Origin of the sequence: Maricaulis virginensis (genome assembly GCF_027922185.1) — a bacterium.
Taxonomy (GTDB): Bacteria; Pseudomonadota; Alphaproteobacteria; order Caulobacterales; family Maricaulaceae; genus Maricaulis; species Maricaulis virginensis.
This window is the reverse complement of sequence record NZ_BSFE01000003.1, coordinates 182,405-194,853: the sequence shown is the minus strand read 5'-3', so window position 1 is coordinate 194,853 and position 12,449 is coordinate 182,405. Positions and strand designations below refer to the sequence as shown.

Genomic DNA, 12,449 nt, shown 5'->3' with positions numbered 1-12,449 from the left:
CTCGGTCAAGCGAGCACGCTGCTTCGGCCTCCGGGTCAACCCCGGAGATGCGATTGTGCAGACTTTCTTGTGCGTTAGCGGAAGGCGCGGGAGCGCGACGGTCCCAGGATCACGGCGTTGAGCAACAGAAGGTCAAGACCGTCGAGATAGGCCCGGGTGGTCGGGGACTGGGTGAAGGCCACGACCTGGCCGCTGCCATAGCTGCGCGACAGGACGAAGGGCTTGTAGGCCAGCTGTTCGGCATAGTCGTCCCACAGATACCCGCCGGCAACGAGATCGTCCGGGCCGGCAAAGCGTAACGCGGTATCGGCATCGTCCATCTCGACGGGCGCGTAGATGTCCGATCCGGTCACCAGCGCCGCCGCCCCGCGGTCATAGCCCGCCGACATCCACACATCCGGATTGGCCTCGACGCGCGCCAGGGCCCCCGGAGACGAGTCCGGCATGGCGCCCGAAGCCGTCTCGCTGGCGCGCAATTCTTCCCGGTTCGCCAGGATCCGTCCGTCGATCACCTCGCCGCTGGCCGAGGCTTCGCGCGGAGAATCTGCGGCGCGCTCGCGCTGGGCCGGCATCATCGCGACCTCACTGTCCGCCAGCCAGCGGGTCGCGTCGCCCAGGCCGACAACGACGCCCCCGCCGCGGGCAAAGCCCTGGATCGCCGTCCGGCCGCCATCGCCCAGTTCCGAACCCAGCTGACCCCAGCGCTGCTCGGGCAGGATCAGGACATCGTAATTGTCGAGATTGGCCCGGCTGATCGTGCCTGTGCGAATGACCGCAACCGGAATGCCGAAGCGGCGTTCCAGGACATAGCGTGTCGCGCCGGCCGACGTCGGATCGACCCCGTCTCCCCAGACCATCGCGACCCGCGGCTCGTGCACCGGGTAGAAATTGTCCGAACCGGGATTGGGACCATCATCCACCCAGCTGCTGGGCATGCCGTCGAACCGCGCGCCGATCTCGGCAGCCAGCCGCGTGATGAGATTGTCGAGATCGTCCGGCGCGGAATGACGCGGCACAACGACGCTGCCCCGCGGGTAGGTGATGTCACCGATGCGGAAGCTGGCATTCGTCGTGCGCATGGGCACGCCTTCCTGGGCGAGAGCCGCCACCAGATAGGCCTGACCGGCATCGCTCCAGGGGACGACATAGCCCCACTCGGCCGAACCGCCGCCCGCGATCCGCTCGATCGGCATTTCCGCGTTGACCGGCTGGCCATCGACTGCCGGCGTACGGCGGCACTCCACAGCATCCACATTGCCCATCAGCGGCAGTGACCAGGCGGTCACGTCGTAAAGCTCATGTCCCAGACCTTCACTGCGGCGGCGCTCCTGCTCACGCATGAAGTCGGCGGGAAGATCCGTCGTCGCCTCCATGAGAGTGCGGGCGAGACGGCCGGAGGCCTGGTCGAAGCGCACGAGGAAAGCGCCCGCCTCGAAGCTTGCACCGCAGGCCGACGCACCCGGCGCCAGCCGTGACACGGCGATATCCTGGGCCGCCAGGTTCCGCGCCATGCGCTCGGCGCCCCAGCGATTGGAGGCAATGTCCAGAAGGACTGCTTGCGGTCCGTCTGTGCTCGTCGACGCGCTGTCCCGGAACGCCACGAAATCGCGCAGGAAACGCGCCCGGTTCTCGGCGACAACCTGGGCTGTCGACAGGCTGGCAATGAAATGGCGGTCCACCCCGTCCGCATAAGTCAGGAGCGATCCGTCGCGGCGGCGCCATTCCAGACCCCGGGCCGAGGCCTGTTCATAGGTCATCGCGATGGCGCCCTGCAGGGTCGGCCACATGTCACCATAGCCGGGATAGAAGGCGTCGAAGACTTCGCGCGTGTAGTAGTCGTATCCAAGACGGTCGAACCACTCACCATGATTGCGGCCGATCAGCGCCTGGGCATCGCGCTGGCTGTCGACAATGTTCGGATTGAAGGGTTCCGCCGACGGCGCAAAGAAATAGCTGCTGTCACCGCCCATCTCGTGGGCGTCCACCACCACGACGGGCCGCCAGTCCATGATGGCGTCGACGCGACCGCGCGTCTCCGGCTGGGTGCGCGCGAACCAGTCGCGGTTGAGATCGAAGAGATAGTGGTTGAACCGGCCGCCGGGCCAGGGCTGATCGTGTTCGGCCGTGAACCGGTCCTCGCTGGGCGAAAGCCCGCGGGCGGCGCGGAAGGACTGGACGAAACGGTTGCGGCCGTCCGGATTCTGCGTCGGGTCGATGATGACGATCGTATTGTCCAGGATGGTGTCGACGACCGCGTCACCGCGAGCGGCCAGCAGATGATAGGCCATGCGCAGACCGGCATCGGTCGACGAGATTTCATCGCCATGCACGCCATAGGACAGCCAGACAACAGCGGGCAGATCAGCGATCAGGCGATCCCGGTCAGCCGCATTCAAGCCTGCCGGATCGGCAAGTTGCTGCAGACCTGACTGGACCGTGTCGAGCCGTTCCATCGTCTCGGGGCGGGCAATCACGGCATAGACAAGCGGGCGGCCTTCCCAGCTGCGGGCGTATTCGACAACGCGCATCCGGTCCGGCGCGGCTTCGGCGAGGGTGTAGAGATAATCGACGGCGTCCGCCGGCGGCGTGATCTCGACACCGAACTCGTAGCCATACTCGGACAGGAGGCTGGGAATGCCGTCATCATACCGAACCGTCAGCGGCGCCGTCTGCGCCCCTGCCCCGATGGTTCCGAAAAGCGCCGCCAGAATTGCTGTCGCCAGTGCACGCATTGCCATACCCCTCATGTCCTTTGTCGCGGCAATTAATCAGGTTTTCGTCGCAGCGCAAAAGCTTCAACGCGCATCGGGCCGTCCGGTAACGACCGGAAAGTCCGGATCGGGCTGTTCCAGCAAGGCAAAGAAGCCCAGGAGTGCGCGCCGGTCGCCACGAATGGCAAATTCCTGCGAGGCGAGCATGTCGACCAGGCCGGCCTCCTGTTGCAGCAGGCGCATCCAGAAGGTGCGGGTCAGCTCGACCGTCGCATCCGCGTCCGGCCGGGGCTCCCCGCGATGATGGTGCATGACCCCGTTGGACAGCTCGATGACGTGTGTCTCGCCAACATCAGTGAAGACGAAATTGAACACCCGGTCATTGCGGGCAGCGCGCGGTCCGTCGATCCGCGTGGCCATTGCCGCAAAGAACATGTCGAGCGGGATGGCGTCCAGAATGCCTTCCGACGCCCGCACCGCGTCTGTCTCTGGTACACCGTGCCGTAATTCACGGGCGGCCGACAGATAGACATCCCGCCAGGGTGCCGACTCGGCGCGGTAGCCCAGCTGCTCATAGCTGCGTGCCAGGATGGCGGCGGCCGCTTCATTGCCCGGAGCCGCATAGACCGCGTGCTGGGCCAGCTCGGCGGACCAGCGATAGTCGCCGTCTGCAAACGCGGTCTCCGCCGCCGCGACAGCGGCTTCCACGCCGCCAAGCAGATCAACATAGCGATGCGCGGCCTCTCCTCTGGGCAGGGGGTCGAGATTGGCCGGAACGCCGTCATACCAGCCGAAATAGCGTTGATAGACCGCGCGCGAATTGTGCCGCAGCGTGCCGTAATAGCCGCGCACCGCGAACCGGCCGGCGAGCGCGTCCGGCAAGACAATCGTCTCGGCGATCTCGTCCGGCCCAAGGCCGCGGGCCGCCAGGCGCAGGGTCTGGTCGTGGATGTATTTGTAGATATCGCGCTGGGCGACGAGGAAATCGTCGACTTCGTCTGCCCCCCAGACCGGCCAGTGATGGCTGTTGAAGGCCACCTCCGCGCGCCCGCCGAAGACGCGGCGGGCTTCTTCTATCCCTGCCGACCAGGCCAGCGCGTCACGCACCTGCGCGCCTCGCAAGGTGTAGAGATTGTGCAGATTGCGCGAGACAAGCTCGGCACCGCACCAGGCCCCAAAATCCGGGAAGAACACCGTCAGCTCGGCCGGGGCTTCGGTGTCCGGCGCGTACTGGAACTCCATCCGGACGCCATCGATCTCCAGCACCTGGCCGGTGTGGTCGACGATGATATCGGGCTCAGCGATGGTGTGGCGGCCCAGCGCGGGATGCTTGCCAAGGCCGGAACCGACATGCCCGCGCGCGGTACGCGGCAGATGCGTGCCGTACATATAGCCTGCACGCCGGGCCATCACGACCCCGGCCATGACATTCTCGCTGACGGCCTCTTCGAGAAAGCCGGCCGGCGCGATGACGGGCACCGGACCGTCTCCCAGCGCGCCCTCGATCGCCTCGACACCACCGAAATGGTCGATATGGCTGTGCGTGAGGACGACGGCGGATACCGGCCGGGGCCCGAGTTCGCGCTCGACGAGCGCCAGCGCCGCCTGTGCCGTTTCGACCGATGTCAGCGGATCGATGATGATCCGTCCGGTCTCACCCTCGACAATCGACATGTTGGCCAGATCGTAGCCGCGGACCTGGTAGATGCCCGGAACGACCTCGTAGAGGCCATGTTCGGCATTCAGACGGGCTTGCCGCCACAGGCTGGGATGAACCGTGTCCGGCGCGTCTTCCCCGTCGAGGAAGTCATAGTCGGCGGGTCGCCAGATCGGACGCCCGTCAGCATCGCGGATATCCAGGTCGGCGTCGCGTGCGACAAAACCGCGCTGCACCAGCGCCCAGTCTTCATCATCAATCAGGGCGGGATCGCGCGCGATTTGCGCGTTCAGACGGCCGGTCACACCGGTTGCCGGGAAAGCCCCGTCCGTATCGGCCTCGTCTGTTGAAATCTCCACAGGCTGTTGCGGCGAAGGCCCGGAGCACGCCGTCACTGCCAGAAGAGCGGCCAGGGCCGCAATCGTCATCCGTTGGCACACCATGTTCGAACCTCCCCGCCTGAACACTGTTTACTCCACGCTACCCCCTCAGCACACGCTTGGCGACAAATCCCGTTCGTTCGGTACTTTCTCCGGCGCAGTGCCTTGGTTTTCCCGGCAAGTACCGACTATCATTTGCAATCGTGCGGGATCGATTCGGAGAAACGCGGATGGAGCAGGACGAGGCTTGGACCATAGCCCTGGACTCGCTTGACATTCCCGAGCCGGGGGCCCGCGAGGCATTGATCGCGATGTCCGATATCCGTCATGCCGAAGCAGGCACCACGATTATCGCCCAGGAGGAAGATGAGGATCACGTCTTCATCCTGCTGGAAGGATCGGTCCGTGTGGTGTTGCTGTCCGAGAATGGCCAGGAGATCTGGCTGGACTGGTTCGGTGCCGGCGCCATCTTCGGCGAGCTCGCAGCGCTGACCGGCAAACCGAGAACCTCGGAAATCGTTGCGGAGACACCGTGCCGCATCGCGGCACTCACCGGCGCGCAGTTCTTCGATCTTCTGCGCAGACACGGCAGTATCGGCCTGGCCCTGTGCCGCATCCTGGCGACGCGGATCCATCACACCACACAACGCATGTTCGAACTGTCTTCGCTGTCGGCGCCAGGCCGCATATACGCGGAATTGCTGCGCATGTCCGAGCCGTCGGACAAGGCCGGAAACAGCCGGACCATCCAGGTCGCCCCGTCCATGACCGAACTGGCCCGCCGCGTGAACACCACGCGCGAGACCACATCCCGGACCGTGAACGATCTGGAACGCCGCGGCCTGCTCAAGCGCAATAACCGGTCATTCGAACTGGTCGATCCCGATCTGCTGAGCCGGATGCTCGGTTCGAGCTGACGCCCGGATTTCTCCCGATGCCGGAGACCCGGGCGCGACGCTGCGCAGCGCGTAGAGACGGGTCATCGGCAACAGCGGATCGATCTCTGTGCGGCCGACATATTCGCATCGAAACTCGGCAGGCCTCGACATCGACAGAAGTGCAGCAAAGGCTTCGCTGACGAAGATCGATCCGGGCACCGTCACCGACTCGATCCGAGAGGCGACGGCCACTTGCCCGCCGAACGGGGCCGTCCGCTTCTGTACCGGATCCATGCCCTCCTGCACCGGCCCGCAATGTCCGCCGATCCGCAGACCGAGCCCGGGCGGCAGATCCAGCGCTTCCAGATCGATCGCATCGAATGCGCGACGCAGACCGACGGCGGCGCGCGCGGCCTCCGCGACACTGCCGAAGACTAGAAAAAGACCGTCTCCCCAGCTGTCGCTATAGAGCGGGCGGTCGGGTCCGCTCTCGCAGACCGCCGCGAGCCGGCCAAGCACCTTCTGCACGAAGGTTGGAATACGATCGTCGGGCACCGAGGTGGATCCGCGAATGTCGAGAAAGAGCATGGCCCGGATGACGAGATTGAAGTCGTCGCTCGCGTCATCGCCGGCGATGACTGGCAACGATGCCGACGGGACACTGCGCTCGAAGCGAAGGATATGCTGCGGCAGTCCGGACTGGCACCAGACCGCGGCATCCCTGGCCGTACCGGATTCGGACCGTCCGGCTTCGCCATCGAAGACAAGCAGCTGAACCGGTGTGCTGGCCAGCACCGATGCCCGCATCCGCGCCATGCCCATGGCGACCACGCTGGCATGATTGAGGCTGAACTCGGACAGAATCCGCCGATCGGTCGTGACTTCCACGATGTCTGCGGCCGCTTCCAGGCAAACCTCGCACCGGCGCACCCAGGCCTGTCCGTAGGGACGCACGGACGCATCGATGAAAACCGCAACGGGGACCGGCAGAACGACGGTCAGAGCACACCCCGCCGCCACGCCCGCCTCGGCGATCAGGATGTCGGATCCCGCCGCAAGCGCCCCGTGCAGCGGGCCGATATTCTCGCGCTCCAGCAGTGTGGCGATGGCGGTCTTGAGCCGCACTTCACGATCGGGCGCGACCATCCCTTCGCCGGTTCCCGTGCGGAAAAGGTGGCCGGCATAGTGGGCGGGGCGCGGCGGTTCGAGCGCGTCGAGCCAGGCATCGGGCATGTCCAGCGCAGCAACGATCAGACGCAGCTGGCGCAACGTCGTGGCATGAGCGAGATAGTTCTCGCGATCGCAGGCAATCGCCGATCGCAGCGCCATGTTGGCTGCGCCCGGCTGGGCGAGCAGGAGATGGGCCTCGGCTTCGGAGGCTTTCTGATAGTAGGCGGCTTCGGGATCCAGCGGCAGGCCGGAGCGGCAGCTTTCCAGGACTTGGCGTGCAAGATCGACCGAACGCTCGCGATCGCCGGCCAGCAAAGCCATGGCGGCTGCATTGATGCCGGGATAATGACCGCCCGTCTGCTCGAAGACTGCTGCGTATCGATCGGCGGCAGACCGCGCCAGCGTCGGGAAGTCTTCCGCGTTGGCCTCGAAGGCCATGGCCTTCAGGAGACGTGCGCCGAGCGCCAGGCAATCCTCGTTGTGGCGCGCTTCGGCAAGGCGGAAACGATAGAAGTCGCGCTCGGCACGCTCCAGGGCACCGGAGCGGATAAGGCACAGGACAGCCCGGTGGCGCAGCCACAGATCGTCTGGCCGGTGGCGCAGGGCGTCGAGACACAGATCATAGGCCCGTGCCAGGTCGCCCTGCTTGAACCGGTCGGCAATGTCGTCGCGTTGCGTCATTCAGTCCTGCCCGTCCCGGCCCGGCGGCCGGGCGGTTTCAATCAGGGAATGACCTTGATCTTGGGATCGATAATGACGCGTGTCGACTGGTTGCCGGCGTCCTGAGAGGCCTTGATGAAGAGCGAGTAGTCATACTCTCCGGCCTGCGCACAACTGGCGAAGAACTCGAAACTGTAGGGCTCGCACGTCGCGCCGTTCAGCATCAGCCAGGCCAGGCCGCAGAACTCGCCGGCCGGCACTTCGGACTTGAACTTGATCCGGGCGGGCTCGAAACCCCAGCCCGGGATCTGCACGTGAAAGATGAGACGCGCCGGTTCTTCGACCGTTTCGTCGAAGGGGCTGGCGCCCATGGTTGCACTGGCTGTCCATTGTCCGGCCAGCGCCGACAGCACAGCCGTGCGAAGCGTCGATGTGTCGGCCAGCGGGTACTGGGCGACGGTGTCGGCGAAGGTGACGAAGATCGCCGAGACATCGGCGTCGTCGAAAGTCTCGCGGCCGGCATCGCTGCCCTGGACGACGAGAAATCCGTCGGTCGCCTTGGCGATCAGGCTGATCTGGGTCACGCCCGCGGCCGTGGCACAGGCGTCTGTCAAACCGGATTGTGTCTGGCTGCCATCCAGCCAGGTTGCGTCGATCGTGCTCATGATTTCCCCTTGCTTGCCCGTTTCGGGTGGTCACACGTCCCCACCAGGGCGGATGTCTCCGCCCTGTCGTCACCAATCATTCGGCACTGATGCGCTCTCGTTGCAGGACCGCGCGGGCCCTGTCGTATTCTGCCCGCGTGTCGGCCGGAACGCGCGCGATTACCGGCGTGAGCCGGTTCACCATCGCCTCGCGTACACGCGCCGCTTCCCGGTCTTCCCCCTGCTGATCGAGAAGCTCGGCCAGCGTGTTGGAAACGGCAGCATAGAGGTAGGTCCCCTTGCTCAGGCGGTTCCGCCAGTCGTCGATCTGCTCCAGTTCCGACAACAGATGCTGCAGCGCCAGGCTGGCCGCATCGACATCGCCCAGACCCGCCAGAATGCGCGCCTCCATCAGCGATGCATGCAGGCGCGTATCGTCGAACACATCCCCTTCGGCAGAGATCCAGGAGGGATGCGTCATGTAGGCCGAAGCATCGAGATAGGCCTCGCGGGCTGCGTCGAGGTCGCCGGCCAGCAATTGCGCATCGGACAACCAGAGACGCTGGCGAATGACGACCAGCCGCCATTGCAGGTTTGCAGGATCGTGCGCGACGAGTGCATCGGCCTCGTGCGATGCCGGAATGAGGATCTGGAGAGCCGCCTCGATATCCGCCCGGCTCGCCCCGCGCCCTTCGGCGATGTGCAGGCGCGCGAGCGCATATTCAGCGGTCATCGTGTCGCGGCGGATCGTCCAGTTGTCGGCGCCACCGCCCAGCTGCTCGTCATAGATGCGGATCTGCTGGCGCAGCGCCTCCATGGCGGCACCCCGGCCGTCAAGCGGTTCGGCGACATAGGCCATCCAGCCCCAGGCATCGGCCAGGTCGATCAGGGCGGCCTCGGAATCCGGCGACTCGTCCGCGATCGACTGGAACAGTTCCAGCGCCTGGCGGAATTCGCGCTGGGCGTCGCGCAGGCGTTCATGGCCGATATAGACCGTGCCGAGATTCGAGTGGGCATAGGCGGCCTCGGCCTGCCATTCCAGATTTTCCGGCTCGTCGGCCAGCAGCTGGCGCGACAGGTCGCGATACTCGATGAAACGGGCCTCCGCCGTATCCAGATCGCTGCGGCGCCACGCAAAATAGCCCGCCCAGAAGGCGCTCTGCGCATGTTCGTAGATACGTGCCGGCGAGGACGGATCGACCGCAAGAATGCGGCTGGTCGCTTCGTAGGCTGTATTGAAGTGGCGGTACGCGCTCTCCAGATCGCCCTCGTCGGAGTCGATTTCGCCGAGCAGATGGAAAGCCCGGGCCCGCCGGCCCAGATCGTCGGACGACATCTGGCGAGGGTCGCGCTCGTCATAATACGCGATCACTTTCTCGCCCACGGCATCGAGAACGTCGAGGCGCCCGACCGGTTCGAGTTTCGCGCGCAGATCACTCAGCATGAACTCAATCAAATCCTCTGCCTCCGCCTTGCGACGTTCGGCTTCGGATCGGGCCGAGATCGCGAAAAAAGTCAGCGTCGACATCGTAAGAGACAAAGCAATGGCTGCGCCTGTGATCACCGTCACGCGGCGCTGGCGGCGCTGCAGGTCCCGCTGGATCAACTGGTCAAGCCGCACATCGATCAGGCCGGCCACAAGTTTCAGCAAGGCCATGCGCCAGCCGTCGCCGGACCGGCGGAAGTCGGCGGCGACCGGTTCGGCCACCAGACCGTCCGGCGCCCTCATGTTCGGCGGAAAACACTCCCGACCGGCCGGCCGGCCCGCAGAAATCGCATCCGGCTCGCCGGACAGGATCGCGGCGAGCACATCGCCGCCGGGATTGAGTTCGCGGAAGACGCGGATTTCCTCATTGACCCAGCGCGAGTCCGCCGCGGCCGGCGAGCAGATGACGATCAGCGTGCCGGATCGCGCCAGGGCATCGCGCACGGAGGCGGACAGGTCGCCGGAGGCCGACAGATCGTCGCGATCGCGGAAGATCGGCGTCAGGCGCCGCGGCACATCGCCCTTGCGTGTGGCCTGGCCGACGAGACGGGTCGGAACACGATAGGTTTCCAGAGCGCGGTGAAGCCGGCGCGCCCAGGCCTGGTCGGCATGGCTATAGCTGATAAACGCCCGATAGCGGTTGTCCCCGGACATGCCCCTGCTCCCCCCGTTTCGGACGCACCATCATTGGGCGATTGGCGGGGACAGGCAACTGCGGGGAGAAAGGTTTCCCGCATATCATAAACGCCGGCCAAGGTCTCCGGCGCGGCTTTCGGTCGGTTCGGGATGCGGGACCGGGGGTGGTGGGGAGCGAATTGCGAAGTTGGGGCTTCGCATCGGGCAAGGATTCGCGCCCCACCGGATCCCCGGCGCAGGTGGACCTCCGACGGAGAGGAGTTTGGGACCGCTCTTTCAAGCGGCATGTTCCGAATAGCAACTTTGTGTCAGCAACATACGTGATTGAGATCACGCCTGATGCAGAAACCCGCTTTTTTCTAGACCGTTTCTGCAGTCGGCCCGGCAGCCGCCTCTGCAAGGCCCGGAATGGACAGCGCGCCCTCTTCGGCCGGACCGCATAATTGCCGGAAACCGGTAAAAAGCTCGCGTCCCATGCCGGCCTGCACCGTGGCCGGAGCAAGGGCGAGCGAGCGGGCGGCGAAGCCATCGGCAGACACTGTCAGCCGGCCGCCGGCTGCGTCGACGCGTACGATGTCGCCGTCACGTACCCGCGCGATCGCGCCGCCCAGCGCCGCCTCGGGACTGACATGGATCGCAGCCGGCACCTTGCCGGACGCACCCGACATGCGGCCATCGGTCACCAGGGCGACATGAAAGCCGCGATCCTGCAACGCACCGAGCGACGGGGTCAGGCGGTGCAGTTCCGGCATGCCATTGGCCCGCGGACCCTGGAAGCGCAGCACGGCAACAAAGTCGCGATCGAGTTCGCCGGCCTTGAACCGGGCGATGAAGTCGTCCTGGCTCTCGAACACGATCGCCGGGGCCTCGACCAGATGATGCTCCGGCTTCACGGCCGAGATCTTGATCACGGCCCGCCCCAGATCGCCGTCGAGCACTTTCAGCCCGCCATCGGCCGAAAAGGGTTCGGCAACAGGGCGGACGACGTCCGTGTTCGCGCTCTGCGCCACGGCCGGGCGCCAGGTGACCCCGGCCTCGCTTTCGAACGGCTCGCTCGCATAATGGCGCAGCCCGCGGCCACTGACCGTCAGCACGTCCTCGTGCAGCAGGCCCGCATCGAGAAGCTCGCGAATGACGAAGCCGAGCCCGCCGGCCGCGTGGAAATGGTTCACGTCAGCCGGCCCGTTCGGATAGACGCGGCACAGCAGTGGCGTCACGCCGGCGAGATCGTGAAAGTCCGACCAGTCGACAAGCAATCCCGCCGCCCGGGCGATCGCGATCAGATGGATGGTGTGGTTGGTCGAACCGCCGGTGGCGTGCAGGCCGACTATGGCGTTTGCGATGGCCCGCGCATCGACGATGTCGGCCAGGGGGGCAGGCTCGTCGCCGCCGGGAACAATGGCGACTGCCCGGCGCGCCGCCTCCGCCGTCATGACGTCGCGCAGCGGATCGTCCGGATTGATGAAGGCCGCACCGGGAACATGAAGCCCCATGATCTCCATCAGCATCTGGTTGGAATTCGCCGTGCCGTAGAAGGTGCAGGTGCCCGGCGAATGATAGCTCTTGCTTTCGGCATCCAGAAGCGCGTCGCGGCCGACCTTCCCTTCCGCATAGAGCTGGCGCACGCGCGCCTTCTCCGGATTGGGCAGGCCGGAGCGCATCGGGCCCGCCGGCACGAAGATGACCGGCAGGTGACCGAAGCGCAGCGCGCCGATCAGCAGGCCCGGAACGATCTTGTCACACACCCCGAGGCACAGAACCGCGTCGAACATGTTGTGAGACAGGGCAATCGCGGTCGCCATCGCGATCGCATCGCGACTGAACAGCGACAGCTCCATTCCCGGCTGCCCCTGGGTAACGCCGTCGCACATGGCCGGCACACCGCCCGCCACCTGGCCAACGGCCCCCACCTCGTTCAGGGCTGCCTTGATAATGCCCGGGAAGCGCTCGAAAGGCTGGTGCGCCGAGAGCATGTCATTATAGGCTGTGACAATCCCGACATTGACGCTGTCGCCAGCCTTGAGCGCCTGCTTGTCGCCGCCGGGACACGCGGCGAAACCATGGGCAAGATTGCCACAGGACAGGACGGCCCGGTGACGCCCGTCACGGCCGGCCGCGCGCATCTGGTCGAGATAGGCCGACCGGCTCGCCTCGCTTCGGCGGCGGATGCGGTCGGTGACCGCTTCGAGCGTGGAATTGAGACGTTGAGCCATGTGTCGCATCCGTT

7 protein-coding genes are annotated in these 12,449 nt (G+C 65.7%); 1 reads left to right on the top strand and 6 read right to left on the bottom strand.

Translation table 11 applies throughout. From position 1 onward, the window contains the following. Nucleotides 1-74: 74 nt before the first annotated feature. Nucleotides 75-2,732: a M14 metallopeptidase family protein gene (locus tag PKE71_RS06955; RefSeq protein ID WP_271186226.1), complete on the bottom strand. Its 2,658-nt coding sequence runs from the start codon at nt 2,730-2,732 to the stop codon at nt 75-77. A gap of 63 nt (nt 2,733-2,795) precedes the next feature. Next, complete coding sequence (locus PKE71_RS06950) at nt 2,796-4,811, bottom strand: alkyl/aryl-sulfatase (protein ID WP_271186225.1); 2,016 nt, start codon at nt 4,809-4,811, stop codon at nt 2,796-2,798. A gap of 167 nt (nt 4,812-4,978) precedes the next feature. On the opposite strand from PKE71_RS06950, the gene PKE71_RS06945 reads away from it, so the two are divergent. Continuing rightward, nucleotides 4,979-5,665: a Crp/Fnr family transcriptional regulator gene (locus tag PKE71_RS06945; protein ID WP_271186224.1), complete on the top strand. Its 687-nt coding sequence runs from the start codon at nt 4,979-4,981 to the stop codon at nt 5,663-5,665. Here the strand turns inward: PKE71_RS06945 and PKE71_RS06940 are convergent. The 4 genes from PKE71_RS06940 to edd form a co-directional block, all read right to left on the bottom strand. Then, the gene (locus PKE71_RS06940) at nt 5,612-7,477 is read right to left on the bottom strand and encodes an adenylate/guanylate cyclase domain-containing protein (RefSeq protein WP_271186223.1); all 1,866 of its coding nucleotides are present in this window, start codon (nt 7,475-7,477) and stop codon (nt 5,612-5,614) included. The two genes, PKE71_RS06945 and PKE71_RS06940, sit on opposite strands and share 54 nt — an antisense overlap. Before the next feature lie 41 nt (nt 7,478-7,518). Further along, entirely contained in the window at nt 7,519-8,121 is a 603-nt protein-coding gene (locus PKE71_RS06935; protein WP_271186222.1) for a hypothetical protein, read from the bottom strand. Nucleotides 8,122-8,197: 76 nt separating this feature from the next. Beyond that, the gene (locus PKE71_RS06930) at nt 8,198-10,240 is read right to left on the bottom strand and encodes a toll/interleukin-1 receptor domain-containing protein (protein ID WP_271186221.1); all 2,043 of its coding nucleotides are present in this window, start codon (nt 10,238-10,240) and stop codon (nt 8,198-8,200) included. A 341-nt stretch (nt 10,241-10,581) separates the two neighbouring features. Next, nucleotides 10,582-12,435, bottom strand: a complete 1,854-nt coding sequence (gene edd, locus PKE71_RS06925) for a phosphogluconate dehydratase (RefSeq protein WP_271186220.1) — start codon at nt 12,433-12,435, stop codon at nt 10,582-10,584. Between the last annotated feature and the right edge of the window lie 14 nt (nt 12,436-12,449).